The sequence below is a fragment of the Cernens ardua genome, from assembly GCF_051251085.1.
In the GTDB taxonomy this organism is placed as follows: domain Bacteria; phylum Pseudomonadota; class Gammaproteobacteria; order Pseudomonadales; family Halomonadaceae; genus Cernens; species Cernens ardua.
In genome coordinates this window covers 20,870-47,558 of record NZ_JBPCZH010000005.1, presented here as the reverse complement: position 1 = coordinate 47,558, position 26,689 = coordinate 20,870, and the positions used below count along the sequence as shown (strand labels likewise).

Sequence of the window (26,689 nt, the reverse complement as noted above, 5' to 3'; positions counted from 1 at the left end):
CGTTTTGGTATAAAAACAGGAAGCTTCACTACACCTCTCTACACGGCCACTTCAATAATAAGGCAAAGATGTGCTGCATATTGACCGCTCAGTGATTACGCCGAAGCTATGTCCAATTGATGCAGTTGCCCTTTTTCCCCGACTCTGAAAAGAGTATGAGGTATACCATGGCAACGATCCCCTACCGTCCAGCCCTCCTTTATCAAATCAAGGTGAGATAACGCTGCGTGCCAGTGCGCATCGCTCCACGAGGCAGAGAGCTCCACATCCACGGCGGGGCCTACATGGGTGATCGTACTAATGCGAAAAGGGAGAGAGTGGCCCACGATCGGCTCACGTGCCAATGCAACATCATAGGGGCGGCAGAGGAGTTCAACGTCGCTATCGGCTGTACTTTCCACAGCCGTACTTTCCACTTGCAATGCCAGCTCTTTATTCACCTGAAGGCGATTCGCCCTCAGCTCCCCTTTCAGGGAGTTGGAGGCCCCTAGAAAGTCATACACAAATCGATTCTTCGGGGCTCGGTAAAGCTCATCAGGGCTAGCGATTTGCTCGATACGCCCCTGGCTCATCACCACTACCCGATCCGAAAGCTCCAATGCTTCTTCCTGATCATGGGTCACAAAAATACAGGTAAAGCCCAGCTCCTGATGCAATTGCTTCAGCCAACGACGCAATTCAATACGTACCTTGGCGTCCAACGCGCCAAAAGGTTCATCCATCAGCAATACATCCGGTTTTATCGCCAGTGCACGTGCCAGTGCTACACGTTGCTGCTGGCCTCCGGACAATTGTGCTGGCAGGCGTTTGGCAAACGGTGTCAGCTGCATACGCTCAAGCAACTCATTCACCTGTTGTTTGATTTCATGGGCAGAAGGCCTGTGCTTTCTGGGACGTGCTTTCAAGCCAAACGCAATGTTTTCAAATACGTTCATGTGCTTGAACAATGCGTAGTCCTGAAACATGAAACCTACCCGACGATACCGCGGGTGTAGATGGGTCACCTCTTTATCGCCAAAGGTAATACGCCCCTGTGAAGGCGTTTCCAACCCGGCGATAATACGCAGCAACGTAGTTTTGCCCGAGCCCGACGGCCCCAACAGCCCCACCATTTCACCTTCGTGAATTTTCAGGGAACTGGACTGTAACGCTGTCGTTCGGCCGTAATGGCGCGCAACCTGATCAACAGTAATACTCATGACAACATCCTGACTCGCAATAAGTATCGAATAAACGGGCTTGAATGAACGCTAAAGGGGGGAGCTATCCACTACCATGGGCATTAATATTCACGCCGCTCTGGCGTTGCTCTCCAGACACAATGTTTATCCTGACATCAGGCATTTCTATCATCATTGCTCTCAACAACAAGCCGGCGCTGTTGCCAATGATCCAGAAAAGCACGAATAAAGAGTGTAATAACCGCCAACACCGCTAATAGCAGTGCAGAAACGAATGACCCGACAGTGTTGTAGTCCTGATACAGCTGATCCACCTGAAGAGGTAGGCTAATAGTGACGCCGTTGATCATGCCAGAGACCACGGATACCGCACCAAACTCCCCCATTGCGCGTGCATTGGTCAGAATGACGCCATAAATCAGGCCAAGGCGGATATTAGGCAAGGTGATGCGCCGAAATAACGTCCATCCGCGTGCCCCCAGACTCACGGCCGCCTCCTCTTCACGCACTCCCTGTGCCTGCATCAGCGGGATCAGTTCACGCGCAACGAAGGGGCAGGTAACAAATATCGTCACCAACACCATGCCCGGCCACGCAAACATCAATTGGATATTGTGAAGATCCAGCCAATGCCCCAACCAGCCGTTACGGCCATAAAGCAACAGATACACAAGGCCTGCGATAACGGGGGAAACCGCAAATGGAATATCAATCAATGTTTGAAGAATACGCCGCCCGGGAAATTCGAACCGCGTAATCAACCATGAAAACACGATGCCAAACACGATATTGACTGGAACCGTGATACAGGCAATCAACAACGTCAGTAATACAGCCTTGACGGTATAGGTATTGCACAGGTTCGTAATAAAACCGTGTATTCCGGAAGAAAATGCTTGATGCACAATCTCCAGCAGAGGCGCCACCAACACCAGCAGAGACAATACAATCAATAGCCCTATGAGTGTCCGACGCACCCCAACGGAATCACCAACTCGATACATAGCCATCTCCCATACTGATCATTCCAGCACTGTAAGTCGCCCTGTCATATGCAAACCACCGTTCGCTATTTCTTGTAGCAATCGCTTTTTTCATCACAACCAGCCCCCTAACGATTGCCATGAATTCGGTGAAAAAAACGGGCCTGATAGCTATTAATGAGCAGCAAAAGCACCAAAGAGGCCAGCAATACGATAGACGCAATGGCCGATGCGCCGGGGTAGTCGAACTCCTGCAATCGCGTGACGATCATCAATGAGGTGACTTCGGTTTTGTAGGGCAAATTACCTGCAATAAAGATGACGGCACCGTATTCCCCCAGGCAACGCGCAAAGGCCAATGCCGTGCCCGTCAATAAAGCAGGCCAGATAAAAGGAAAAATGACTTTACGGAAAGCGTGGAAATTACTGGCGCCCAGGGTAATGGCGGCTTCATCAACACTATGTGGCAACTCTTCCAGCACAGGCTGCACATTCCTCACTACAAAAGGAATACTGGTGAATGACATCGCCACGACAATTCCCCACCAGGCGTAAGCCACCTTGAAGCCGAGCCAATGTCCTATCGCGCCATGTGTTGAATAAAGCGTAGAAAGCGTAATTCCGGCTACAGCTGTCGGAAGTGCGAAGGGAAGATCTATCAGTGCATCCAACACGCGTTTCCCCGGGAACTGGTAACGTACCAATACCCAGGCAGCCAATAAACCAAAGACCATATTGAACAACGCCGCACTTCCCGCACTGGAAAGAGTCACCCAATAACTTGCCAGATTTCGAGGATCTGTAATCACTGACCAATAGGATGCCCAGCTCAAATGGGAGAGCTGCCCGATCAAACTGCCTATTGGTAAAAGAAGAATAATGCATACATAGGTCAGGCTGATACCGAGCGACAGGCCAAACCCGGGAAGTATTCGGCGCTTCTTCAAAGGAGAGTCCCCCGCATCATGGCTGCTCCAATTGATCCAACTTGCCACCCGAGGAAAAGTGGGTTTTCAATATGCTATTCCAACTACCGAATACTTTGTTGATAGAGAGCAAGTGAGTAGCCGGGAACTGATGAGCAAATTGCCTGGCTACAGTGGGATCGCTCACACGATAGTAATGTTCAGCGATAATTTTCTGTGCCAAGGGCGTGTAAAGATAGTGGAGATAGGCCTGTGCCAATACCTGACTATGATTGCGCTCAACATTGGCATCTACCCATGTCACGGGCATCTCAGCCAGAATATCCACCGTTGGAATAATGACGTCGTACTGCCCGGGGTGCTGTTTTGCCAGACTGTCTATTTCTGATTCAAAACTGATCAGCACATCGCCGACCCCATGCTCAACAAAGGAGGTGGTAGCACCACGACCACCATTGTCAAACGTGGTCACATTGCCAAGGAACTTGCGCATGAATGCTTCTGTGGTTGCCTCATCATTGTGATCCTGTTGCTGTTCCGCAGCCCATGCAGCCAAATAGGTATAGCGCCCATTCCCTGACGTTTTGGGATTCGGGAAGACCAGACTCACTCCTTTCTGCGCTAGATCCTGCCAGGTTTTTATGTGTTTCGGGTTCCCCTTGCGAACAAGAAAGGCCATCGTCGAATAATAGGGGGATGACTGATGAGGTAATCGTTGCTGCCAATGAGAATCGATCAATCCTGCCTGCGCAATCATGTCAATATCACTGGCCTGATTAAAGGTCACCACATCGGCATTCAACCCTTCAATGACAGATCTGGCCTGTGCTGAAGAACCTGCATGTGATTGCACGATGGAGAGTTGCCCCCCATGGGATTTATCCCATTGTGCGATAAAAGGGGGATTAAGCGCTTTATAGAGCTCACGGGAAACATCAAACGATGCGTTGGTCAGTACGGTGTCTGCATAGGCAAAGGCCGTGTATCCCATTCCCAACGGAAGCAGGAGACACACAAGAAGACAACGCTTGATATTTCGACGCAACGTCGCGCAAGGATGAGGCATACGTGGCAATGGCAAACGTCCGGAAAGGGTAGACATGAGATGTGAGTCTCCGCAAACAAGTCGTGACATTGGCGAGTGTCATTATAGGTATTGTCATGGCGTGGTATAACATGAGGAGTTGGTACCCTGGCGCCTCTTTATCACAATTCCATCGCCTAATAGTGCTAGCCTAAACAATACATTTTGTTATTACAATAAACACTTTTATTCATTTTAAGAATAACAATAGAGAGGCTACCCCCTTTGCCTACGCCTCTTATGCCATACAATACACATTTGATAGAAAGGGAGATCAGGATGACCAAGCAAGTCTATCTGGCAGGGCCCGATGTTTTCTTTCCGAATGCGCTCGAACATGCCGAAGACATCAGGGAGCGGGTACGTCAGGCAGGGTTTATCCCGCTTACGCCTATGGATAACGAATTGCCTGTTGAAACGGAGGGGGCCGCCATGCGTGCACTTATTTTTGCCAATAATATGGAATTGATACGCAGGGCAGACTTTGTGATTGCCAACCTCACTCCATTTAGAGGCCCTTCAGCGGATGTGGGGACGGTGTGGGAAGTCGGATGTGCATATGGACTGGGAAAACCGGTATGGGCCTATAGCGATATTCATACCGAGTATTTCTCGCGCGTCAGGGAAGATGGCATGACCATCGAAAACTTTGGCGGTTTTGATAACTTAATGATTACCGAGAGCATCCACTCTCCACTTCATACCTCTTTGGACGAAGCGCTACATACTGCATTGCTGACTTATAGGGGGGATCATTGAGCCAGCCATCATACCAAAAGAAAAAGTACCGGGATCACCGTCAATATCACGCAAATTGGGAACGCAATCATTAGATGAAGAGCGATCATCCAACCTGAAGCGAAACTGGCGGAAGTTGCTCAGAAAAGAAAACCACTTTGTTTTTTGTTAAGCTATTATCTCTCTACATGCACACATTCCAATAATCCAACTGGAGATAACCACGTTGTCTCAGCCGCTAACACGCCTACCACGCCCTCTTCGCTGGCTACTTCTTGTTGTTTTATGCGGCATTGCCAGCCAATGTCTGGTCTACATCAATTTCCCCGGAGGCCAGTTTATTGGCCCCATGCTCGCCTCTATCGTGCTTGCTCTCTTGGGTATCTCCCTCAAGGTGGAACGCGTCTGGTTCAATCTTGGCCAGGGGGCCATCGGCATACTTATTAGTGAGGCATTCACGCTCGCCGTTATCATGAATATCGCACACCACTGGATTGCCATGCTGGTGGTCACCGTTATTCTATTGTTTATCAGTTTTCCGGTTGGGCTTTTCAATGTTCGTTTCGGGGGAATGCCGGGCACAACGGCGGCATGGGGAACGTCTCCCGGCGGTGCCTCTGTCATGGTAGCCATGGCAGAAGATAATGGGGGCGATCCACGGGTTGTCGCGACCATGCAGTATGTACGTGTAGTCTGTGTTGTGCTCACTGGGGCTATAGTCGCGCATTTTCTTCACCCGTCATCTGGAACCACATCCAGTTCAGCCGCCACGAGTGCCAGTATCACTCACGATCCGATAATGCTGATCATTACCCTTGTACTCCTCGCCGCAGGTTCTCTGATCGGTCGCAAACTGATACCCGCCGGTGCCATGCTGGGCCCCGTGATTATTGCCACACCGCTTCAGCTACTGGGGTGGATTCATCTGGATTTACCACTACCCATTCTGTCGATTGCCTACGGGCTTATTGGCGCCTACGTGGGATTGCGCTTCGATAAACCCACGATCATGTATGTCATCAAGGCTATTCCCATGATGGTCGTCTCTTCCATGCTATTGATTGGGTTGTGTGCGATTTCCGCCTATGTTTTGCAATTTTTCATTAGCTCCGATTACCTCAGCCTCTATTTGGCCACTAGCCCCGGCGGATTGGATTCAATGACAATCATCGCTTTGGATACACATGCTGATGTGGGGATAGTCGCAGCATTGCAAATTCTACGGATGTTCTCTGTCGTACTGGCAGGGCCATGGATGGCAAAACAAATTGCGCGCTTTGCGGTAGAAAAGGGCGACGGTCATCCTCATTCGCAGTAATTATCTAAAAGAAAAGCGGAACATAATCCTCTTCAATAAAGGCTACTAACTCCATATGTCCGGCTCCATCATTCACATAGTAACCGGTTGTTATGTCAACAATCAGGAAAAACTTCTGGTCGTCAGGAAACGCAACACAACGGCATTCATGTTGCCGGGGGGTAAACCGGAGGCAGGTGAATCGTCCGAGGTAACATTGAGGCGTGAATGGCAGGAAGAGCTTGGAGTAACACCAACAGGTAGGCTGACGTTATTGGGGCAATTTCAGGCTGATGCTGCCAACGAACAAGGCTATCAGGTAAGAGCAACCGCGTATCTAATCCATCACATAGGCAATGAGTCGCTTGATGATGACGATAAAGTCAGTGATAACAATGAGATCAGCTGCGCTGCCGAAATTGAAGAATTTCGTTGGTTGCCTCTATTATCCCTAAAAGATTTCAACCCCAATCTACCTGAGCTTGCGCCCCTGCTCAAAAATGAAATAGCCCCCATATTGATACAACGTTACCAACACCTTCACCCTTGAAACAATCCTGCGTGAAGACAAGGCAATATCATCAGGGCTCATGGCTCAAATGCATAAGCCCTGACCATTTTCAAACGCAAAGGGACAGCAAGCGCTGGTGAACACGCATTTCCCTACCCAGTTCCGGATGAAATGCACAACCGATTACATTGTCTTGCTGTACCAGAACGGGATGTTCATCCCTATAGGCAAGTACTTCGACATCAGAGCCCACCTGCTCAATCGTGGGCGCTCGAATAAAGACCATCTCTGTAGGCTCATCACCCAGCTCACTCTCCGCATATACAATACGCGAGTCACGCTGTCGTCCATAGGCATTGCGCTTTACGACAACGTCCAACGCTTTTAAAGAGGGCTGCTTAGGCAGGACCTCCTTTGCAAGAAGGATCAAACCCGCGCAGGTGCCCAATACCGGTTTTTTCATTACAAAACGCTGCAGCGCCTGCCATAGGGATGGCCCCTCCTCTGTCGAATCCGAGCGGACTCCGTCCCCCGTCAAAAAATGTAGCATAGTGGTCGATTCACCGCCGGGCAGCACGACACCATCGACCTGATCCAAATCCCTGGCCTGATATATCAACCGTGTATGAGCACCAAGTAATTGCAGGCGAATCATATGTGCCTGATAAGCCCCCTGAAGCCCGAGAACACCAATAGTAGGACTCCTTTTGGTAGACATACTAATCACCCCGCCCCTGGAGCATTTGATTAGCCTGTAACGTGCTGACAGCCAGCCCCTTCATTGCCCCACTACACTCGGCAGCACACTCCGCTACCACATCAGGTTGCTCATAATAAGTACACGCACGAACAATGGCACGCGCTCGCTGCACCGCTTCTTCGTAGGGCGCATAATGCATACCATCACTCATGAAAATACCCGAGCCTACGAAAATGGCTTCCGCGCCCAGGCTTCTCATCAGTGCCGCATCAGCAGGCGTAGCAATTCCCCCTGCAGAGAAATTGGGAACAGGCAAAGCTCCGGTTTCAGCTACCACTTTCAGCAGTTCAAAAGGGACCTTGTAATCCCGTGCAGCTACGTAAAGCTCATCTTCACGCATGCTGGCGATGGCGCGAATATCTGCCATGATCTGACGCATGTGTTGTACTGCATGCACCACATCACCGGTACCGGCTTCTCCTTTTGTACGAATCATGGCGGCGCCTTCATTGATACGCCGCAAGGCCTCCCCCAAATTACGTGCACCACATACAAAGGGGGTATCAAACGCTGTTTTATCGATATGGTATACCTCATCTGCCGGGGTCAGTACTTCACTTTCATCGATGAAATCCACCCCCAGACTCTCAAGCACACTGGCTTCGGCAAAATGCCCTATACGTGCTTTCGCCATAACGGGAATGGACACCACTTCCATGATTTGCTGGATAAGGCGCGGGTTTGCCATTCGGGCCACCCCCCCTTCGGCACGAATCTGGGCAGGTACACGCTCAAGTGCCATCACGGCCGCTGCTCCCGCTTCCTGAGCAATTTCTGCCTGTTCAATGGTACATACATCCATAATGACGCCGCCCTTCAGCATTTCGGCCAACCCGATTTTCAAACGCATTCTGTCAGCGCTGGATTCCTGAATATCAATACTTACCATGGAAAGTTTCCCCAGTGTCTATCATGTATATGAAGTGTGCGGGACATTCATTCGAGTAGTGGAATCGAGCAACGAACAGAAGGAAGAGACTTTCAATCCATGCATAAAAATCATGCATACAAATAAAGTTATACACAGAAGGACAATCCTGAATATCACCTTTACCGAACAGCACTTTCCCTGACGGTACGCCCAACAAAACACCAGCACTCAGACGAATTTAAACAACAAAGTGTTAGTCCATAGTGACCTGCACTCAAGTACTAAAACAGAGACAATAAGAGTACAATTTTAATGAACTGTACTCCTCTGTAGAGCAGCACAGTTTTTATCCCATTGGGTGTGTTAGTTAGGTGTAGTAGTTAGGTATGGCAGAAGGCGAGGGAAATTCAGTGGAAAACAAAAAGAGCGATGCCCCCCTTATCACACGGGTGATGCAAGATATTCGTCAACGCATCAAAGATCGGCATCTTGTTGCCGGAAGCCGCCTCCCCTCGATTCGAGCACAGGCTGCCTCTATAGGTGTCTCGAAATCTACCGTCGTAAATGCCTACGAGCGGCTGGTTGCCGAAGGAGTGATAGAACCCCGCGCGGGTTCAGGTTTTTATGTCAATGATCGCCCTATCAAGCGCGCAATGCACGAAGCAGCCGATTACATTAAGCCAGAGATGCTCTCGAATACAATTAATACGCCTAATAAAAGCCCAGCGTTGGGAAAGCAGGATATTGATCCTGTCTGGATCATTCGCCACTCGCTGGATGACAGTCGGGTAAATTATCAGCCTGGATGTGGATGGTTACCCGAAACATGGATGCCGACGGATGAAATTCGTCGAGCACTTCGCATGCTTTCACGTCAACCGGCCGCCCCGCTTACCGGATATGGGACACCGCAAGGGCTACCTGCCTTACGTGAACTGCTTGCCCATCGAATCAATGACCGTGGCATTGTGGCATCGCCAAAACAATTAATGATGACTGAATCGGGAACACAGGCGGTGGATCTGATTTGTCGCGTATTACTCACGCCAGGGGACGCCGTCATCGTGGATGACCCTTGTTATTTCAGTTTTCAAGCCCTGCTGAAGGCCCACAAGGCCAAGGTTGTCCGAGTCCCTTATACCGTGAATGGACCAGATTTGGCAGTATTTGAACACGCGCTCAAAACCGCTTCTCCACGCCTTTATATTACAAATGCAGCCCTTCATAACCCCACCGGTGCTTCATTATCGTTTGATACAGCACACCGACTACTGAAATTGGCTGAACAGTTCGACCTCATGATTATTGAAGATGATGTTTTTGCCGATTTCGAATGGCGTCCTGCTCCCAGGCTGGCCGCATTGGATGGTCTGAACCGCGTTATTCATACAGGAAGTTTTTCGAAGACGCTGTCAGCCTCTGTCAGGGTAGGTTATATCGCGGCATCCGAGCGATGGCTGGAAGAACTGATCGACCTCAAATTGGCTACCGCTTTTGAATCAGGGCACTTTTCAGCCAAATTATTACACTTGTTATTAAGTAGCGGCGCTTATCGAAAACATATAGAGGGTATGCGGAAACGCCTATCATCTGCCATGAACATGGTGATTGAGCGTTTATCATCCGTAGGCATTTCACCGTGGATCGAACCTCGGGGAGGAATGTTCTTGTGGACTAAATTACCAGAAGGCATTAGCGCAAAGCTATTGGCTCAGGAGGCTGTAAAACAACAGGTGCTTCTGGCTCCGGGAACCGTATTCAGTGAGTCACACAACGCGGACAACTTCATGCGTTTCAATGTTGCACAATGTCAGTCCCCCTACATTTACGATGTAATGCGCCGGTTAATGGTAGAGATGCGCACTCAATAAGAGACAAACCATCAATTAAACACAGAGTGTCTGCAAAGTGCCTATACCGAATAATTCAGCCATAATCGCGCCTTGAGGAAATGGACCTGCGCAGGCCATACAATTCGAAACACTTGAGAGGTCAACCAGTATGACGCTGTACGGGGTGTTGTGAGCAATATCATTGCATCACAACAAACGGAACTTAACCACAGTGAACAGGAAGGATACCCAAGCGAATAAGCAAGGATCCCCCCCACACTATTGCTGCCATAATCCCGCTCATCATGACTGCCGCTGACCCCAGATCCTTCGCCCGCCCGGACAACTCATTGTAGTCATCGCCCATGCGATCCACGACAGCCTCAATGGCAGAGTTAACCAGTTCAGTCAACAATACCAGCAAGGAGGTGCAGATCATCATGGCCCAATGGATAAAGCTCTCGGCCAACCAGAACGAAGCAGGAAAAGTGATGATCGCCAGAATCACCTCGAAACGGAAGGCTTGCTCACAGCGCCAGCCGGAACGTAAGCCATAGAGGGAATATCGAGTTGAGTTGTAGACTTTCTTGAAGCCGAAATTGTTGCTGGGTTTCATTGGCGAATCCAACGGTGTTGGGAGGGCTTGCATCCTACTATGGGGAGATAGAATACAATGCCTTTCCCGATCTTTCTCTATAGAGGGCGCTTAGCCTGAAAGCACGCTCCGGTGAACGTTCGATCTATTGGGGGAAAACCAGAACAGCCTCTTTCCCCCCCGAATTCTCTCATCATTCAATCAGTGCTCAACATGCGTATTAATTGTTGCGAATGATCGGTGTGAGATCATCCGACAATGCTTGTATGGCAATCGGCCAGTTCAGATAGGGAGGGCCATCATGCCCGCGCAACAACACTGCAAAAGCTCCCCAACGACCACTGGCGGTACGGAAATAGCCTGCAATGGAGCGAACACCCACAGGTTGATCCAACGTTCCGGTTTTCACCATGACATTACGCTGGAACAACGCACTTCCATGCCGGATATGACCTGCCACCCCGTTATACGGCGTTTGCATGGCCGCATAGAGTGTAGGGAAGAGTTCGGAACGATGATACATATAGTTCAACAGAGTGACCAAACCATGGGCACTGGTACGATTTTCCGGTGTTAGTCCACTACCGCTCATCAACGTCAATGGACCATGATCCGGGACATTCTGGCTCACAAAGTTTTCGATGTAACTCGTTCCACTTGCCATCGTGGCAGGGGTACTGGATGACATATCCATGGTGAGCGTATCGGCCATGAAATTGTTGGAGTAATCCAGCATATCCATTAACGCCATTTGCAAGGGGGGGCTATCCACCGAGGCCACTTCAGAGGCACTTTGAGGAATGGCATGGGGATAAACGGAGACGCCACCCGAAACACTTATATCGTTTTGTGCCAACAGGTTACGCAGGATTTCAGCTGTTTCGGAGGAAGGGTTGGATGACGACCGAAACAGCTGCCGCGGACCATCAGCAGTGGATATTTGCCCTGAGAGCATCAGCGTATCAATACCGTTCTCGGTTACCCGACGGGCTCCGATGCCCGTTGCATGACCCGCCGATACTGTACGGACAGTACCTCGAACAGGCAATAACGAACGCGGCCCAAAGCAGCTCGAAACATGCGCAGGTTGCCCGGGCTGTGTAGGTACAACTTCGGTACACCAATTACCGTAATTAACCGCCACGGGAGACAATAAAGCATCATAGGAATTGGAAGAAGCCGTCATCGCCTTGCAACGGTCACTCACGAGACACGGTGATGGGCCATAAGGCCATTGGGCCAGCAACACTTGCCCACGAATATGGTCTATACCAATCGCATGCAATTGTTGGACAAGGCTCCAATATTCTTCTGTTGTCATCGCGGGGGCACCCCCGCCATCCACGTATAAATTGCCATACAATACGTTGCCACGAATCTGGCCGGTAGACATCAGCCGAGTCGTAAAACGATGCTGGGGCCCGAAGCGATCCAGAGCCGCCGAGGAGACATAAAGTTTCGATAGAGAAGCAGGCGTCAAAAGGCTACGTGCGTTGTCTTGCCCAAGAACACGATGATTATCCAGCATCTGGACTTCCGCACTGATTTCGAATTTACCAGCAGACAACTTCTCCAATGCAGGTAATCCGGCTGCATGTGTAACTCCGGGCATTACTGCAAGCAAGGTGCCTGCCAAAAGGGCATACCCTTTGCGTAGACCTGGCAAATTCCGGCGAATGGTCGACAACAACGCTTTTTCTCCTCAAACCTGATGGTTGGCAAGGCAGTACTACAGGTTTACCTTGCAAGATTATAAGCCGGTACTGAACAGCAAGGACTATTCGCCCAGTCAAATAAAGCCTATAGGGTTATTACTCTAGCACGGGAAGCAGGCCCACTCAGCATTAGTTGCCGATTTTCATGCATTAATGACCTCAAACACGTGTTTACTACAGCATTTTTATCTGGCAATTCATACGGAAGACAAGCGTTGGCCACCGGCATCATTCAGATAGCTCTGCAACCACACGCCAGAGAACATGCCCGCTTTGGCTATATTTACGTTCGAAATGCGTCAGGTAGTGCTCGCCGGGATCGAAAGGCTTAGCGCAACACACTATGCCCTTGGCCCATTCGACCGCCAGAGCAAACTCATGCGCATAGATATCCCAATTGGTCCGCATTTCAAGCCTTCCTCCAAGCGCCAGCAAATCCGGCAACACGGGATGCCCTTGCCAACGATACTTCAGCTGGGAGGCTTTCGGATACGGGTTGGGGTACAGAAGATAATGCTGGCTGACAGAGACTTCTGCGTGCCGCATAAGACGCCAGAAGTCCACTAGATCCGCCCTTACCAGTAACGCGTTTTCAGGTAGAACACCATGTTCACGATTCAAGCGATCATCACTGCGGTCAACTCCGATCACCACGCTTTCCGGAAAGGCTTCTGCCAATTGACGCGTTGAAAGGCCTACGCCACAGCCGGAATCCAGAATCAGCGGGGAATGCGGATAACGGGCGCGCCACGCCATACTCTCATCGAATGCCCGACGACTATGTTCAGCGAATGGGCGTTGCCACGTCGATGAAAGTGCACGCCGAACCTGCCTTTCAAGGTCAGAATGTGGGCCTTGCTGAGTGCTGTAAACGGGGGTTGAATTGGCCTGCATGCTTGATCTCGGGACCACTGTTCAAGAACAGTGTATCTAAACCTTTCAATTAATTTATTGCCGCTCCATGACGGGCTTTACTCTGCAATGGTATCATCGCTAAAAGTTTTGTGTGCGTCTGTGATTATTGTCGTTTTTAGCTGAAATCGCTTTGACCGTCATAGTCACTCTCTGAATGCTTCCAAGTGTGAAGCATTGCGCATAGTATATTGATATATCTACAGTATTTCAGCGGTTTGCCATTACTCGGATGGCGGAGTGCAATTTCACTCGTCTTGTTTCTGAGGTGGCGGCCGTGCAAGAGTGAGGATTCAGGCTTGTCTTATTTACCAGTAATTGTCGGGATGGGAGGTATTAATCCCGCCGGTAGAGTGTCAGGGCATCAGGCCTTCAGACGCACCGTCCTTGACGCCCTATCCAGTGAAGATCACGAGAATACCCTACTGGGGCTCGCTTCGCTGATGGGACTGGCCCACAGAAACGCGCAAGGGGAATGGCTCAACAGCAACGGTGATGTTTCTACTCCAAAAGAGATCGTGGCCCAACATCGGGATTATATCCTGAACCATACGCTGATTCGCCGTACGGAAGAACCCGCATTCGGGGCCGAGGGTATTGTTGCCAATAGCAATGCCAGGCTTGAATTGCACGAACCTGTACAGTTCACACTGCGCAAGAGAGAGCTGCCGGAAACAGTGCCTGAAACATGGCAGGTAAGCGAAATAGACTCGAAAACCGTACAAGTGAACATCCCGGCAGGTGAATTCCATGCCCTGTTACCGGACCACAAGAAACCGCTGGTTAACAGTGCCGGGCAGCTTCCTACCGGGTTTGAGCCAACGGCGTTCTATCGGAGTGTCCACCATCCACGCGCCCTCGCCATGACCATCTTTGGTGCATCGGACTGTCTAGGGCAGAGCGGTCTTGACTGGCAAACGGTTATCGACCACGTCGCGCCGGATAAAATTGGCGTATACGCCAGCAACTCCACCGGGCAACTCGATAAGCAAGGTTGGGGTGGACTGTTGCAAAGCTATGTCACAGGGCAACGGGCAACCTCCAAACAGATGCCGTTGGGCTATGGGCAAATGCCTGCCGACTTCCTGAATGCCTATGTGCTTGGCAATGTGGGGACAACCGCCGGACTCTTCGGCGCGTGCGCCACGTTCCTTTATAACTTGCGTGCTGCAGTAGAAGATATCCGTGAAGGCCGTCGCCGTGTTGTCATGGTAGGTACAGCAGACGCACCGGTCACGCCTGAAATCATCGAAGGTTTCCGCGCCATGAGCGCATTGGCGGACGATAACAGCCTAAAGGCACTCGATGCTCTGGAACTGTTGACCGACGAAGACTATCAGCGTGCGTGTCGCCCTTTCGCCAAGAACTGTGGTTTCACCATTGCGGAAGCATCGCAGTTCATTTTACTGATGGACGATTCATTGGCGCTTGAATTGGGTGCAGAAATTCTCGGTTGTGTACCGGAGGTGCATGTCAACGCTGACGGCTGGAAACGCTCCATTTCGGCCCCGGGTATCGGCAATTACATCACTCTAGCGAAAAGCGTGGCCTTTGCACGTTCCATGCTCGGTGAGGATGCCATTCGTGAACGCAGCTATGTCCATGCGCATGGCACCAGCACACCGAAGAACAGGACGACAGAATCTCACGTACTGCATCAGGTAGCGACAGCCTTCGATATCAGGGAATGGCCGGTAACAGCGATCAAATCCTTCATCGGGCATACTCAGGGAAGCGCTGCAGGTGATCAAATCACCAGTGCATTAAGTGGCTTCTCCCACAAACTGATGCCGGGGATTGCGCATCTGGACCAAGTGGCAGATGACGTATACGCCGAATGCCTTTCGCTTCAGCAAAAAACGGCGGAATCCCATGCCGACATTGCCTTTATCAATGCCAAAGGCTTCGGTGGGAATAACGCAACAGCCCCCTTACTATCACCTGAAGTGACGGAAAAGCTGCTTAAACAGCGCCACGGTGAAAAGGCCATGACTGAGTGGCGTCATAAGCGGGATCACGTGCGTCAGGCAGCCGAAGCATTCGAAGAGCGTTCACTATCCGGTGAATTCTCGCCACGTTATGTCTTTGGTGAAAATGTGCTGGAAGGGCCAGAGCTGGAGATTACGGCTGAAAAGATCTCGATTCCGGGGTACGCACAGCCGATTTCGTTGGATATCGAAAACCCATTTGGTACGATCAGGTAAGCGCCGCAGCCCCGGAAACTCTATTGATTTCGTTCTCTGTTGATTTCCAATCGCCAGAGAACGGTTCTTTCGGGAAACAAGAAAGCATGAGTCCATTCTGTCACGCTGCGCCGTCGCATTAATGGAGACACGTCTCGCCATGACCAAGGTTATTTATCCGGGCACGTTTGATCCTGTCACACTGGGGCACCTGGATATCATCAAGCGTATTGCGCCGCTATTTGACGAGGTGGTTGTGGCGGTGGCTGCCAGCGCAGGCAAGCAGCCAATATTCCGTCTTGAGGAACGTATCGGATTACTTGAAACCGTTTCCCACGATTTGCCCAATGTCTCGGTGATCGGCTTTGAAGGGCTAATGACTGACTTACTGAATGAGCAGCAGGCGTACACTATGGTACGGGGTATTCGTAGCAGTCATGATATGGAGTACGAAGCCCAATTGGCGCAGATCAATCGGATACAGCGACCGGGAACAGAAAGCCTGTTTCTTCCGGCCTCCCCCGAATATGCGGGTATTTCCTCTAGTATTGTGAGGGAAATAGCACGCCTGGGAGGGGATGTATCCAGGCTGGTTCCACCACCGGTCGCCGAGGCATTACAAGTCCGCTTTTCTGCCCGTCCCCAATAGTGGTTTAAGTACGCGCATATCAGCAATTGCCAGAGCATGGCAGAGGAAGATCAATCATGGCGTTGATGATTACGGATGAATGCATCAACTGTGATGTATGTGAACCAGAGTGTCCCAATGGTGCTATTTATCCCGGTGAAGAGATCTACGAAATTGATCCCACGCTTTGTACCGAGTGTGTAGGACATTTCGATGAGCCTCAGTGTCAGCAGGTATGCCCTGTGGATTGTATTCCACACGATCCTCAACACGCAGAGAGCCATGCTCAACTGATGGCCAAGTATGAATTGATTACTTCCAGCAGCGAATAAGCAACGCTCTTTCCTTTTTATACTCAATTTCCAGTCTATACTCGCTTTCCTGATTATATTGTCGCCATGTCCAATGCCATGCCCGAGCACGCTATCACCTCGCCCCCACCTCATGTTCCAATGCGCAAGGTATGGCATCTGGCATGGCCCATCATTCTGTCCAATATTAGCGTTCCGTTACTTGGTCTGATTGGTACTGCCGCGGTCGGGCATCTATCCAACGCACGTTATTTGGGCGCCGTCACATTAGGCACCACCCTTTTCGACCTCCTGTTCTGGGCGTTTGGTTTTCTTCGCATGGGAACAACGGGATTGACCTCACAGGCCTTCGGGCAAGAAAGCGACGACCGTTTACGCAGGATATTGATGCAATCACTGGCAACGGCCTGTTCGCTTGGCATTCTCCTTATTGCACTCTCGCCGCTGATTATCCCGTGGGCAATTCATTTGATTGGGGGCAGTCCAAGCGTACAGGCACTGGCGACGCAATTTGCACACATCCGAATTTTCTCGGCACCTGCAGTGCTGGCCAATTATGTGATTCTCGGCTGGTTTCTAGGGCAACAGCATTCACGGACAACATTGCTGTTGGTACTGGTCAGCAATAGCATCAACATCCTGTTATTACTACTGTTCGTATTATGGATGGGATTACACAGCAATGGCGTAGCATGGGCTTCACTAGTTTCCGATTACTTCACTCTGCTGGTAGGTATCGCCCTGATATGGCGACGGAGTGGACAATTATCAGGAAAGTTTGCCACCACCATGCTCAAACATATTGACGATTATCTGGCACTGTTCAACGTCAATAAATATCTCTTCATTCGTACCCTGTGCCTATTGTTCGTGAATACTTTCTTTACATCACGGGGTGCAGTGTCAGGCACCACGCTGCTGGCAGCCAATGCAGTACTGATGGAATTCCTGATGCTGACGTCATACGCGCTGGATGGTTTTGCACAATCTGCTGAAGCCATGACGGGCAGTGCTATCGGCGCCAAACGCTTTGACCTGTTCGGCGCATCCGTACGTGCCTGCGCCCGTTTATCGTTCTGGACAGCATTGACAGCCTCCGTGCTGCTTGCAGTATTTGGCTCATGGCTAATTGAGCTGTTGACAAGTCTGAAGAGTGTTCAGGACGCTGCGCAGACGTACTTGCCCTGGATGATCATCATGCCGTTGATTGCCGTCTGGGCCTATTTGATGGATGGTGTGTTTGTAGGTGCCACGGCCACAAAACCCATGCGTGATACGTTATTGCTCTCACTTTTCGTTTTTCTGCCAACATGGTATTTCACCCGAAGCTGGGGCAATAATGGTTTATGGTTTTCCTTCATGATGTTTACATTGGTACGTTCTGCCAGCTTGAGCGGTATTTATCTGAAGTGGCGCAAGGGAAGATGGTCTTCAACGCCTGTCAGGGAGTCATAGCACATGGGTAGATCCAGGTTTTCGACACATGACGCAAGGGACAACATCGCCAGCGGGCGGGAAGCAGACATTCCGCTTTCAGACACTCACTCGCCCGATAAGGACAAGACGCGCCCCTTTATGCAGCAACGACTGTCACGACGCCAGGCCAAGTGGTATGAGCTTTGGGATGTTATTGCGATCATCGCAGCTATCATTAGCCTGTTTCTGATCATCTTTGATTGGTTTTATCGCCATACGCCGTTGCCCTCTCTACTCAGTGATATTTCACCGGTTCTTAATAACCATGCCCATTGGGCCTCGGTTAACGAGACGCATATCGACCTCTGTTTTGTCGCTTTTTTTGTCGTCGACCTCGCGGCGGGATGGATCATGTCGATCATCAACAAACATTATTATCGCTGGTTCTTTTATCCATTCGTGCATTGGTATGACGTACTCGGCTCACTCCCCTTTCCCGGGTTGCGTTGGCTGCGTATTCTTCGAGTCATCGGTTTGGGAATCCGCCTTCAAAACAGCGGTACGATCAATGTCAGAACGTGGAAAACCTACGCCTTCTTTCACAAGTATTATGACATTGTGATGGAAGAGCTTTCAGACCGTATTGCGAACAAACTATTGAGTAATGCCCAGGAAGACCTTCGTGAAGGAAATGGCCTGAAGCAGAACATGATCTCACGCGTACTAATCCCTTATCAGGAACAATGGGTCAGCTATATCAGTCAACATGTGCTGGATATCAGCCGTTCTATTGGACGAGAACATTCGGCCCAGTTGGAAAATTATCTGAAACAGACAACGCGCCGAGTGGTGAGTGCCAATTCAGGCGTGAAAGCACTTAACCAGCTCCCGTTTGGTAAAAGCATGACCCATATGTTAGAAAGCAGCCTCACTGATGTCGTGGAACAGCTGGTCAGGGAAACCCACCAAAGCATGTATTCACCTTCATACGAAGCGGCCATCCAGAGCATCGTACACGATGCCTTCAATAACACACTTCAGGATTCACTCGTCAGTGAACAACAATTCAGCCAGTTAATGATTGAATGCTTGCAGGTCATCAAGGAAGAGATCGCCATACAACGTTGGAAAACACGCTATGATGACGACCGTTCCCAATGAGATTCACATAGGCTAGAAACCTGCAGCAAGCCCATTGCTTCGGGGGTCGGTAGCACCTTCCAGAATACCCTGAGGATAGCGGACAATGCCCCCTGCATGTCCGACAACCTCGCTGAAAGAAGCCAATAGCTCGACGTCATGCCCGCGGGCGACAAGCGCCTCTATTACGGCAGGTGGAAAGCGATCCTCCAGCTTCAGGTTCATACTACTCTTGCCCCAGGTACGCCCCAGCAACCATCGCGGCGCAGTGATTGCCCGCTGTAGGCCTTCATTAAACAATGCATACCGAGTAAAGAGGGCAGATTGTGTTTGTGGTTGTCCATCGCCGCCCATACAGCCGTAGACCATACGGCGTCCATCGTGAAAACATGCTGCCGCAGGGTTAAGCGTATGAAAGGGTTGCATTCCGGGTGCCAGCACGTTTAGGTCGGATGGATTCAGGCTGAAAGAAGCCCCCCGATTTTGCAAGATAATACCGGCATCCTTTAAAACAACACCGCTACCGAACTCATGGTAGATGCTTTGGATGAAAGAGACAGACCAGCCTTCTGCATCTATCGCGCCCATCCAGATGGTATCCGCCGGGCCTTTATCACTCCCCCATGCGGCGGCATGGCCCATATTTATCTGCGATGCTTCCGCAGCCAATGCTTCAGGCGTTAGGAATGCCTGCATGTCATGCGTCATACGTGACGGGTCTGTGACATATCGGTCACGAATGGCAAAAGCACGCTTGGTTGCTTCTACCAGAATATGAACGTAATCGGCACTTTCAGTGACGACGTTCTGTATATTGAGTTGATCCGCAATCCCCAGAATCAGCTCAGAGACGATCCCCTGAGTAGGGGGTGCCACGTTGTAGATTTTTCCCATCGAGTGTTCTAGACACAGGGGCGTCTCAATCTTCGCCTGATACTGATGCAAGTCCTCTTCCGTCAAGATGCCGCCCAATTCTGCCCATTCACCAATCAGGCGTTGGCTTAGCTCACCGCGGTAAAAGTCATCCAGCCCATTTCGAGCCAACGTCTCCAACGTTCTGGCCAAAGCAGGTTGTTTAAAGCGGGCGTGTACTGACGGAGTTTCACCGTTATCGAGAAAGGTTTCGGCAAAACCCGGCACATGACGCAATTCGTCCCGCTTCTCGTGTGTAATGACTGATTGTGAATGCGACACGGGAAAACCATCCCGCGCATAGGTCAACGCATCGGCCAAAAGCCTTTCCAGGGGAAGGCTATCCGCCGTGTGATGCCTTTCTGCATATTCACGCGCCTTTTGCCATCCACTGATAGTGCCAGGCACAGTTAACGCCGCATCAAGTCCACGGTAAGGAATCTGCTGGTAACCACGATCGCAGTAGTAATCCAGTGTCGCACTCAAACCCGTAGGCCCGCTGGCATCGATCGCGATCGGCTCCCCTTCCGGCGGTACGATCAACCAGAAACCATCGCCTCCCAGACTGTTCATATGGGGATAAACAACGGCAATTGTTGCAGCGGCGGCCACCATGGCATCGATGGCACTCCCCCCTTCACGCAAAATGGAGAGCCCCGTTTGAGAAGCCAGATGATGCGGTGCGACCACCATACCTCGCGTGGATTGAGCACTTTGAAGCATTAAATATTTCCTGAAAAATAATGTGAGTTAGAAACCTGTCTCGGCAAGAATGAAAAAGCCTCTCAATCAAAAAGAAAGCGCTCTTCATCACAGCACATCAATGTTGTTTTCGAAGTGGTAGCCATGCCAGCACCGTGGCGATTTGCTCATCCCAATAGCGCCAATCATGATCTCCGGGTGCCTCACTATAATCAAGCGCAATACCACGTTCCCGTGCAGCATCCCTAAAAGCCGCATTGACGCTGTAAAGATGATCCTCGGTACCACACCACTGATAAAGACGCGGTAATTCTGAAATATTCAGAGGGGCATGTTTTACAAGTGCCAATAGATCGCCGGAAGTACCCGAGGGATCGGTATCACCGAAAATATTAATGAAATCCGAAGGAACGGTCTTACGCTTTTGTACCGCAAGAATATCCAGAGAACCTGAAAGGCTAGCCGCGGCAGCAAAGCGTTCAGGTTCATTCAAGGCCCATTTGAAAGCACCGTATCCTCCCATCGAGAGGCCCGCTACAAAGGTATCCTGTCGTTCATGTGAAAGCGGGAACAGTCGACCAGCGACCCGGGGTACTTCCTGTGTCAGGAATTCGTACCAATTTGGTCCATGTACCATGTCCGTATAATACCCACGCCCACAGGCGGGCATAATCACCGCGAGCTGATATTGTCTGGCATAGCGTTCAATCGATGTCATCCGACACCAGCCACTTTCATCGTCACTCAAGCCATGCAGCAAATACAGTGTGGGCCATGGCCCCTCACCACCTTCCGGGATAATGGCCTGAAGGGACGTATCAATCTCAAGCACTTCCGAATAAAAACGACACTGCAGCCAAGCCATGGAATTAGCCTCTTTTTTATCTTTGATCCGAGTTATATGCGGTGAAAAGTCATGAACGTGCGTTATAGGCATGCCATTATGGCTAAAGAAAGCTCATCCAACTGAATTTATTACATGGCCCCGCTTCCTCGCAAAGAAGCGCTGTTGTGCAATTTTTTTGCATAATAGGTGATCGAAATTGAAAAAACAGGGTCACACTAAGTGTCCGTTATTTTTATTCAGTCGTTATTGTCGGAAGCCCATATGTTCAAGGCAGATACTGTGAACACTCATGCCTTCACATTACACACTCAAACCCGCAAGACAATCATCAATAATAGCTGCCTTGGGTTACCACTTCGCACCTGCCGGCTTTCATTGAAACGCCCTCTGATACGAGAGCATGCTTTATGCTGATTTCTGTTCAAGCCTTACGCGCCCTGGCCGCATGGATCGTGGTGTTTCACCATTTCATGCAAGTGTTTTTCAATTTCCATGCACACAATACAGCCGAACATCTGCTTTCTACGCGTGGGCAAGTCGGTGTGGATATCTTTTTTATCATTAGTGGCTTCGTTATCTATCTGTCCACCACACGGCGCAAGCAGCCCATGCGTATATTCTTTATGGACAGGATCATCCGAATAGCGCCCACCTACTGGCTATTCACCCTGATTACGGCAGGCATTATCTATTTTGCGCACCATGTCATGCCTGTCTATGGGGTGAGTGTCACGGCCCTGTTGAAATCACTCTTTTTTGTTCCCTCGCAGAATCCCGCAGGGTTCGGTTTCTACCCTATTCTACCGGTAGGCTGGACACTGAATTTCGAAATGATGTTCTACCTGTTGTTTTCAGTATCACTGATTTTTCCCGAACGCTATCGGCCATGGCTTGCAGTCCTGTTGGTATGCTCGCTCGTCGGCTGGGCGTATCAAAGCGAATGGGTCTCCAATTTCTATCGGCAACCCGTTATTTACGAATTTCTGCTTGGCATCGGCCTCGCCATTGTCTTCAAGAAGGGCTGGATTCCTCGCCTGAATGGAAAATGGCTGCTGATTCCCGCGTTGATCGTGGTGGGCTGTATTGCCATCATCCTGCAGTCCAGAGACCTGAATCCGTACCGTTTCTTCACGTGGGGGATTCCTGCTCTCGTGATGATAGGCGCCTTGATCAGCATGGAAAATCTATTTGTTAACATTCCGGTGCTTAAGCATATGGGAGACTGGTCGTATTCCGTGTATCTGGTCCATATTATCGTGTTGTGGTGCGCTGCCTATACGCTTCATCAGCTATTGGGCTTTAGCCCGATCGAGACCCTGATCATGAGTATTCCGTTCATCGTGCTTTTCTCGTGGCTCAGCTTCACTTTTATTGAAAAAGGCGCTTCACGCTGGTTGAAAAATCACCTCGGGTTATCAACGCCACGAAAAGAGCGTACTACAGTCAAAGAATAACGTACGTTATTTTAAATGATAACCTTGCCTACCATAATGAACGACGTTCCCATATTCACCTCGTTCTCGTGCATTTTTTCCTGCCATTCGGGAGGCAATGGACGCTTGTGATAGTGATGACCTGCATAGAAACGTACAACTGCTTCATTATTGACATCCACTATGGCACAAAGGCATTGACCTGTAAGAACCCTGGATTCCATAGCAGACAGTAGCTGGCTACCAATCCCCATCCCGCGATGGTCAGGATGAATATAGAGCCCCCAGAACCAGCCCACTTGATTATCATTTTGGGGCTATCAATTCCTGAGGGCGTAATGAAAACGAGAGTCCCCACCAGTATGCCATCAGAGCCATCCGTCTGCTGAATCGCGACCAGCAAAGTCGCCTCTTCCCGCTTGATCCATGTCAGGGATTCATCGCTGATTTCGTCCAGCATGGACATCATGTAAGCACTTGCCGTAGCATTTTCAGCACTATCATGCTCATCCTGCCAGCAAATTTTAAAATGCTCGGCGATAGGCGCAGGGCCGCCTCCCCAGTCTTCATAATCCACAATCCGAATCATACCCGCCTCATTTTATAGTTATTAAAGGTCAAGCAAATCAGATAATCGGGCAAGTGATTGCCGTGTGAAGGAAAATATCGGGCTGATAGCAATCAACCCGATGTATAGCGCAGGCTCAATAACCGTTGCATGTGACATTTCTCGACTATCCAATACCCCTGGGAAGCCTGATGATAGCCAACGTCATTAACCGCAAGTGGCATTATCCGCAAGTGGCATTCAGGACGTTACCCTGATTATCCACACGAATATCCAGCCGGTTGTTACGATAATCCATTGTCATAATGGATTGGGGAGTCAAAATACGCTGAATACTCGCACCACTCTGCTGCATCATTTGGCTGTAGAGTTGGGACGTTCCGTGTTGCCCATTATAGCGAGCCAGTGACTGCGCATCACAATGGGCGCTCACTAATGCTTGAGGATCATTTTTGTAGGCACCCGCCGCCTGATCACTCCCCGGGGCGGACAACGAATAGGCATTGGCACCCTCGGGGGCGACGTCCGTCTCTTGATACTGCGTTGAGGTCGAGGCACAGCCGCCTAAAAAAAGTAGTGTCGTGGCAACTACGGCGCCTGATACTCGTGTTTTAACCTTCATAAAATTCTCCTATCAACAAACCTCGGCAGTTTACCAAGGGGCCTTGCGTCATTACGAATATGTCGCGCACATGGGAAGAGCCTTGAAACGATAGTAGTTAGGCATATAGATAAACGGCACTGGATGATTACCGTGGTGATATGCCTATCTTTACGCAACGACATGTCTACTTCTTAGCCACCGCCCAGTATTTACCTTGCGAAGAGGCATTTCCTAACGTTAGTCGTATATAGCGGGGTAGGCAACCCTCAGGCGGGGGATCGTTCCCACACCGGTGTTCATCACATGTTGATGATTATTCTTAACTATAGCGAACAGCGATGACTATGAGTGATACGTCACGGGAGCATGGCTTGATCGTAGCGCAGGGCATGATATTTCACCATGCCCTGCAAATATGATTGCCATTTCTTCAATACGCGAAGTCACACGCTTCGATTAGTGACGAGCCTTTTTCACGCCTTCCGCCAAGCTTGCCGTAAGCTCGCCTATCGATGCAATAGCCGCTTGCGGCGTATCGGATTTTTCAATGCAGTCAACCAGCGCAGAGCCTACGACGACGGCATCACTGAATTTACCGATGGTGGCTGCCTGTTCAGCCGTACGAATACCGAAGCCCACACCGACCGGTAATTGTGTGTGCGCCTTGATGCGCTCCACGGAGCGTTCTACATCCGCAGGTGTCGGTGCTCTGGCACCTGTCACCCCCGCAACAGAGACGTAATAGACAAAACCGGATGTATTTTCCAATACTTTGGGTAACCGTTTTTCGTCCGTAGTTGGCGTCGCCAATCGAATGAAATTGATACCGGCCTGACCCGCTGGAATACACAGTTCGTCGTCGTGCTCCGGCGGCAAATCAACCACGATCAATCCATCAACACCCGCTGCCACGGCATCTTTCAGAAAGCGATCAACACCGTAGTGGTAAATCGGGTTGTAATAACCCATCAATACGATAGGGGTCTCTTTATCAGAAGCACGGAATTGCTTAACCAGCTCCAGTGTCTTGCGTTGGGTTTGGCCGCCTTCCAGTGCACGCAAAGCCGCTTTTTGAATCGCTGGGCCATCCGCCATTGGGTCAGTAAAAGGCATACCCAATTCGATGATATCGGCACCATGGGAGGCTAATGTTTTAACGATATCCAGTGAGTCTTCATAGGAGGGATCACCAGCTGTCACAAAGGTAACCAATGCTGCTCGATTTTCCTCACGAAGGGAGGCAAAGCGTTTGTCTATGCGTGTACTCATCCCTGTGACTCCTCTTTTTCCTGTCCGGGCAAGCCCAGATATTCACCCTGGCTTTTCAGATAATCGGCTACGCTGTTCATGTCCTTGTCACCACGACCACTCATATTGACAATCATCAGGTGATCTTTCGGCAATGTAGGCGCCCACTTGGCGACATAGGCAACCGAATGTGCAGATTCAAGCGCAGGGATAATGCCTTCCAAATGGCAGCACTGTTTGAATGCTTCAATGGCTTCATCATCTGTTACCGATACATAGCGGACCCGTTTTGTTTCGAACAGGTGAGAATGCTGGGGCCCCACCCCCGGATAATCCAATCCAGCAGATACAGAGTGGGCATCCTTGATTTGTCCATCTTCATCTTGTAGCAAATAGGTACGGTTACCGTGCAATACACCGGGTTGCCCGCCGTTAAGGCTAGCTGCATGCTCGCCGGAATCGATGCCATGGCCGCCTGCTTCAACACCCACCATTTCAACTGAGGCATCATTCAACATGGGGGAGAACAACCCAATCGCATTCGACCCGCCACCAATACAGGCCACAAGTGAATCAGGCAAACGCCCCTCCTGTTCGATCATCTGTTCACGTGCCTCGCGCCCGATGACAGACTGGAAGTCGCGCACCATCTCAGGATAAGGATGCGGCCCGGCTGCGGTACCAATGATATAGAAGGTGTCGTCTACGTTAGTGACCCAATCACGCAAGGCTTCATTCATGGCATCTTTTAGCGTACCTGTACCGGATTTCACGGGTACCACTTCCGCGCCAAGCAGTCGCATACGGAATACGTTGGGTTCCTGACGGACAATATCGGTCGAGCCCATATAGATGACGCACTTCATGCCAAAACGCGCGGCAACCGTCGCCGTGGCAACACCATGCATACCCGCTCCGGTTTCGGCAATGATGCGCGTTTTACCCATTTTTTTCGCTAGAAGGATTTGACCAATACAGTTATTGATCTTATGCGCACCGGTATGGTTCAGATCTTCTCGTTTGAAGAAGATCTTGGCACCACCCAGTGCTTCTGTGAGGCGTTCGGCGTAATAAAGGGGGCTCGGACGACCGACATAATCACGCTGAAAGTACGCAAGCTGGCGACGAAATTCTTCGTCGTGTTTGGAATCCCGATAGGCCTGTTCCAATTCCAGAATCAGCGGCATCAGGGTTTCAGCAACAAAACGACCACCAAACTGCCCGAAGAAACCTGCGCTATCAGGCCCCTCCCCCGTATTTTCGTTCATGGTTTCTGGCGTACTCATGGATAA

26 protein-coding genes are annotated in these 26,689 nt (G+C 50.3%); 10 read left to right on the top strand and 16 right to left on the bottom strand.

The annotated features are described in order from the left end of the window. Positions 1-95: 95 nt before the first annotated feature. The 4 genes from LMG33818_RS09660 to cysP all read right to left on the bottom strand — a co-directional run bounded on the left by LMG33818_RS09660 (position 96) and on the right by cysP (position 4,192). Positions 96-1,199: a sulfate/molybdate ABC transporter ATP-binding protein gene (locus tag LMG33818_RS09660; protein ID WP_442323176.1), complete on the bottom strand. Its 1,104-nt coding sequence runs from the start codon at positions 1,197-1,199 to the stop codon at positions 96-98. A 137-nt stretch (positions 1,200-1,336) separates the two neighbouring features. After that, positions 1,337-2,185: a sulfate ABC transporter permease subunit CysW gene (gene cysW / locus LMG33818_RS09655; protein ID WP_442323175.1), complete on the bottom strand. Its 849-nt coding sequence runs from the start codon at positions 2,183-2,185 to the stop codon at positions 1,337-1,339. Between the two features lie 107 nt (positions 2,186-2,292). Continuing rightward, positions 2,293-3,111: a sulfate ABC transporter permease subunit CysT gene (cysT, locus tag LMG33818_RS09650; protein WP_442323174.1), complete on the bottom strand. Its 819-nt coding sequence runs from the start codon at positions 3,109-3,111 to the stop codon at positions 2,293-2,295. 16 nt (positions 3,112-3,127) lie between these two features. Further along, the gene (gene cysP / locus LMG33818_RS09645) at positions 3,128-4,192 is read right to left on the bottom strand and encodes a thiosulfate ABC transporter substrate-binding protein CysP (protein WP_442323173.1); all 1,065 of its coding nucleotides are present in this window, start codon (positions 4,190-4,192) and stop codon (positions 3,128-3,130) included. A gap of 261 nt (positions 4,193-4,453) precedes the next feature. On the opposite strand from cysP, the gene LMG33818_RS09640 reads away from it, so the two are divergent. The 3 genes from LMG33818_RS09640 (at position 4,454) to LMG33818_RS09630 (ending at position 6,759) form a co-directional block, all read left to right on the top strand. Then, entirely contained in the window at positions 4,454-4,933 is a 480-nt protein-coding gene (locus LMG33818_RS09640; protein WP_442323172.1) for a nucleoside 2-deoxyribosyltransferase, read from the top strand. A 205-nt stretch (positions 4,934-5,138) separates the two neighbouring features. Further along, positions 5,139-6,230 (top strand): AbrB family transcriptional regulator, encoded by a 1,092-nt coding sequence (locus LMG33818_RS09635; protein ID WP_442323171.1) that lies wholly within the window; start codon positions 5,139-5,141, stop codon positions 6,228-6,230. Between the two features lie 55 nt (positions 6,231-6,285). Then, on the top strand, positions 6,286-6,759 hold the full coding sequence (locus LMG33818_RS09630) for an NUDIX hydrolase (RefSeq protein ID WP_442323170.1): 474 nt from the start codon (positions 6,286-6,288) through the stop codon (positions 6,757-6,759). 70 nt (positions 6,760-6,829) lie between these two features. Here the strand turns inward: LMG33818_RS09630 and pdxT are convergent, their stop codons facing one another. Further along, positions 6,830-7,438 (bottom strand): pyridoxal 5'-phosphate synthase glutaminase subunit PdxT, encoded by a 609-nt coding sequence (gene pdxT / locus LMG33818_RS09625; RefSeq protein ID WP_442323169.1) that lies wholly within the window; start codon positions 7,436-7,438, stop codon positions 6,830-6,832. Between the two features lies 1 nt (position 7,439). Next, positions 7,440-8,369: a pyridoxal 5'-phosphate synthase lyase subunit PdxS gene (gene pdxS / locus LMG33818_RS09620; RefSeq protein ID WP_442323168.1), complete on the bottom strand. Its 930-nt coding sequence runs from the start codon at positions 8,367-8,369 to the stop codon at positions 7,440-7,442. Positions 8,370-8,737: 368 nt separating this feature from the next. Here pdxS and LMG33818_RS09615 point away from each other — a divergent pair, with 368 nt between their 5' ends. Continuing rightward, positions 8,738-10,222: an aminotransferase-like domain-containing protein gene (locus LMG33818_RS09615; protein ID WP_442323167.1), complete on the top strand. Its 1,485-nt coding sequence runs from the start codon at positions 8,738-8,740 to the stop codon at positions 10,220-10,222. Positions 10,223-10,406: 184 nt separating this feature from the next. On the opposite strand, the gene LMG33818_RS09610 is transcribed toward LMG33818_RS09615, so the two are convergent. The 3 genes from LMG33818_RS09610 to trmB all read right to left on the bottom strand — a co-directional run bounded on the left by LMG33818_RS09610 (position 10,407) and on the right by trmB (position 13,387). After that, positions 10,407-10,799 (bottom strand): diacylglycerol kinase, encoded by a 393-nt coding sequence (locus LMG33818_RS09610; protein WP_442323166.1) that lies wholly within the window; start codon positions 10,797-10,799, stop codon positions 10,407-10,409. Between the two features lie 199 nt (positions 10,800-10,998). Next, entirely contained in the window at positions 10,999-12,465 is a 1,467-nt protein-coding gene (dacB, locus tag LMG33818_RS09605; protein WP_442323165.1) for a D-alanyl-D-alanine carboxypeptidase/D-alanyl-D-alanine endopeptidase, read from the bottom strand. 256 nt (positions 12,466-12,721) lie between these two features. Beyond that, positions 12,722-13,387, bottom strand: a complete 666-nt coding sequence (gene trmB / locus LMG33818_RS09600; protein ID WP_442323164.1) for a tRNA (guanine(46)-N(7))-methyltransferase TrmB — start codon at positions 13,385-13,387, stop codon at positions 12,722-12,724. 344 nt (positions 13,388-13,731) lie between these two features. Here trmB and LMG33818_RS09595 point away from each other — a divergent pair, with 344 nt between their 5' ends. From LMG33818_RS09595 to LMG33818_RS09575, 5 genes are all read left to right on the top strand, one after another. Next, positions 13,732-15,609, top strand: a complete 1,878-nt coding sequence (locus LMG33818_RS09595; RefSeq protein WP_442323333.1) for a beta-ketoacyl synthase — start codon at positions 13,732-13,734, stop codon at positions 15,607-15,609. 139 nt (positions 15,610-15,748) lie between these two features. Next, the gene (gene coaD, locus LMG33818_RS09590) at positions 15,749-16,237 is read left to right on the top strand and encodes a pantetheine-phosphate adenylyltransferase (RefSeq protein WP_442323163.1); all 489 of its coding nucleotides are present in this window, start codon (positions 15,749-15,751) and stop codon (positions 16,235-16,237) included. 56 nt (positions 16,238-16,293) lie between these two features. Then, positions 16,294-16,548 (top strand): YfhL family 4Fe-4S dicluster ferredoxin, encoded by a 255-nt coding sequence (locus LMG33818_RS09585; RefSeq protein WP_442323162.1) that lies wholly within the window; start codon positions 16,294-16,296, stop codon positions 16,546-16,548. A gap of 66 nt (positions 16,549-16,614) precedes the next feature. After that, complete coding sequence (locus tag LMG33818_RS09580; RefSeq protein ID WP_442323161.1) at positions 16,615-17,982, top strand: MATE family efflux transporter; 1,368 nt, start codon at positions 16,615-16,617, stop codon at positions 17,980-17,982. A gap of 3 nt (positions 17,983-17,985) precedes the next feature. After that, positions 17,986-19,104, top strand: a complete 1,119-nt coding sequence (locus LMG33818_RS09575; RefSeq protein WP_442323160.1) for a hypothetical protein — start codon at positions 17,986-17,988, stop codon at positions 19,102-19,104. Positions 19,105-19,116: 12 nt separating this feature from the next. Here LMG33818_RS09575 and LMG33818_RS09570 read toward each other — a convergent pair whose 3' ends face one another. Then, the gene (locus tag LMG33818_RS09570) at positions 19,117-20,718 is read right to left on the bottom strand and encodes a gamma-glutamyltransferase family protein (protein WP_442323159.1); all 1,602 of its coding nucleotides are present in this window, start codon (positions 20,716-20,718) and stop codon (positions 19,117-19,119) included. Between the two features lie 97 nt (positions 20,719-20,815). Further along, a complete protein-coding gene (locus LMG33818_RS09565; RefSeq protein ID WP_442323158.1) occupies positions 20,816-21,562 on the bottom strand; it encodes an alpha/beta hydrolase in 747 nt (248 codons plus the stop codon). A 389-nt stretch (positions 21,563-21,951) separates the two neighbouring features. Here LMG33818_RS09565 and LMG33818_RS09560 point away from each other — a divergent pair, with 389 nt between their 5' ends. Then, positions 21,952-22,998, top strand: a complete 1,047-nt coding sequence (locus LMG33818_RS09560) for an acyltransferase family protein (RefSeq protein WP_442323157.1) — start codon at positions 21,952-21,954, stop codon at positions 22,996-22,998. A gap of 11 nt (positions 22,999-23,009) precedes the next feature. Here LMG33818_RS09560 and LMG33818_RS09555 read toward each other — a convergent pair whose 3' ends face one another. The 5 genes from LMG33818_RS09555 to trpB form a co-directional block, all read right to left on the bottom strand. Next, positions 23,010-23,231, bottom strand: coding sequence for an N-acetyltransferase (locus LMG33818_RS09555; protein ID WP_442323332.1), 222 nt, complete (start codon positions 23,229-23,231; stop codon positions 23,010-23,012). Continuing rightward, entirely contained in the window at positions 23,159-23,566 is a 408-nt protein-coding gene (locus LMG33818_RS09550) for a hypothetical protein (RefSeq protein ID WP_442323340.1), read from the bottom strand. The genes LMG33818_RS09555 and LMG33818_RS09550 overlap by 73 nt, the downstream gene beginning before the upstream one ends. Positions 23,567-23,768: 202 nt before the next feature. Next, complete coding sequence (locus tag LMG33818_RS09545; protein ID WP_442323156.1) at positions 23,769-24,167, bottom strand: I78 family peptidase inhibitor; 399 nt, start codon at positions 24,165-24,167, stop codon at positions 23,769-23,771. 438 nt (positions 24,168-24,605) lie between these two features. Beyond that, positions 24,606-25,418: a tryptophan synthase subunit alpha gene (gene trpA, locus LMG33818_RS09540; protein ID WP_442323155.1), complete on the bottom strand. Its 813-nt coding sequence runs from the start codon at positions 25,416-25,418 to the stop codon at positions 24,606-24,608. Further along, positions 25,415-26,683 carry a tryptophan synthase subunit beta gene (gene trpB / locus LMG33818_RS09535; protein ID WP_442323154.1) on the bottom strand — a complete coding sequence of 423 codons (1,269 nt, stop codon included), beginning with the start codon at positions 26,681-26,683 and terminating at the stop codon, positions 25,415-25,417. The genes trpA and trpB overlap by 4 nt, the downstream gene beginning before the upstream one ends. Positions 26,684-26,689: the final 6 nt, after the last annotated feature.

Bases quoted from the DNA above. Each gene is read 5' to 3' on its own strand.
- LMG33818_RS09660 (WP_442323176.1), bottom strand. From the start codon at position 1,199: ATGAGTATTACTGTTGATCAGGTTGCGCGCCATTACGGCCGAACGACA.
- cysW (WP_442323175.1), bottom strand. From the start codon at position 2,185: ATGTATCGAGTTGGTGATTCCGTTGGGGTGCGTCGGACACTCATAGGG.
- cysP (WP_442323173.1), bottom strand. From the start codon at position 4,192: ATGTCTACCCTTTCCGGACGTTTGCCATTGCCACGTATGCCTCATCCT.
- LMG33818_RS09640 (WP_442323172.1), top strand. From the start codon at position 4,454: ATGACCAAGCAAGTCTATCTGGCAGGGCCCGATGTTTTCTTTCCGAAT.
- LMG33818_RS09630 (WP_442323170.1), top strand. From the start codon at position 6,286: ATGTCCGGCTCCATCATTCACATAGTAACCGGTTGTTATGTCAACAAT.
- pdxT (WP_442323169.1), bottom strand. From the start codon at position 7,438: ATGTCTACCAAAAGGAGTCCTACTATTGGTGTTCTCGGGCTTCAGGGG.
- pdxS (WP_442323168.1), bottom strand. From the start codon at position 8,369: ATGGTAAGTATTGATATTCAGGAATCCAGCGCTGACAGAATGCGTTTG.
- LMG33818_RS09615 (WP_442323167.1), top strand. From the start codon at position 8,738: ATGGCAGAAGGCGAGGGAAATTCAGTGGAAAACAAAAAGAGCGATGCC.
- LMG33818_RS09610 (WP_442323166.1), bottom strand. From the start codon at position 10,799: ATGAAACCCAGCAACAATTTCGGCTTCAAGAAAGTCTACAACTCAACT.
- trmB (WP_442323164.1), bottom strand. From the start codon at position 13,387: ATGCAGGCCAATTCAACCCCCGTTTACAGCACTCAGCAAGGCCCACAT.
- LMG33818_RS09595 (WP_442323333.1), top strand. From the start codon at position 13,732: ATGGGAGGTATTAATCCCGCCGGTAGAGTGTCAGGGCATCAGGCCTTC.
- coaD (WP_442323163.1), top strand. From the start codon at position 15,749: ATGACCAAGGTTATTTATCCGGGCACGTTTGATCCTGTCACACTGGGG.
- LMG33818_RS09585 (WP_442323162.1), top strand. From the start codon at position 16,294: ATGGCGTTGATGATTACGGATGAATGCATCAACTGTGATGTATGTGAA.
- LMG33818_RS09580 (WP_442323161.1), top strand. From the start codon at position 16,615: ATGTCCAATGCCATGCCCGAGCACGCTATCACCTCGCCCCCACCTCAT.
- LMG33818_RS09575 (WP_442323160.1), top strand. From the start codon at position 17,986: ATGGGTAGATCCAGGTTTTCGACACATGACGCAAGGGACAACATCGCC.
- LMG33818_RS09570 (WP_442323159.1), bottom strand. From the start codon at position 20,718: ATGCTTCAAAGTGCTCAATCCACGCGAGGTATGGTGGTCGCACCGCAT.
- LMG33818_RS09565 (WP_442323158.1), bottom strand. From the start codon at position 21,562: ATGGCTTGGCTGCAGTGTCGTTTTTATTCGGAAGTGCTTGAGATTGAT.
- LMG33818_RS09560 (WP_442323157.1), top strand. From the start codon at position 21,952: ATGCTGATTTCTGTTCAAGCCTTACGCGCCCTGGCCGCATGGATCGTG.
- LMG33818_RS09555 (WP_442323332.1), bottom strand. From the start codon at position 23,231: ATGGGGATTGGTAGCCAGCTACTGTCTGCTATGGAATCCAGGGTTCTT.
- LMG33818_RS09550 (WP_442323340.1), bottom strand. From the start codon at position 23,566: ATGATTCGGATTGTGGATTATGAAGACTGGGGAGGCGGCCCTGCGCCT.
- LMG33818_RS09545 (WP_442323156.1), bottom strand. From the start codon at position 24,167: ATGAAGGTTAAAACACGAGTATCAGGCGCCGTAGTTGCCACGACACTA.
- trpA (WP_442323155.1), bottom strand. From the start codon at position 25,418: ATGAGTACACGCATAGACAAACGCTTTGCCTCCCTTCGTGAGGAAAAT.
- trpB (WP_442323154.1), bottom strand. From the start codon at position 26,683: ATGAGTACGCCAGAAACCATGAACGAAAATACGGGGGAGGGGCCTGAT.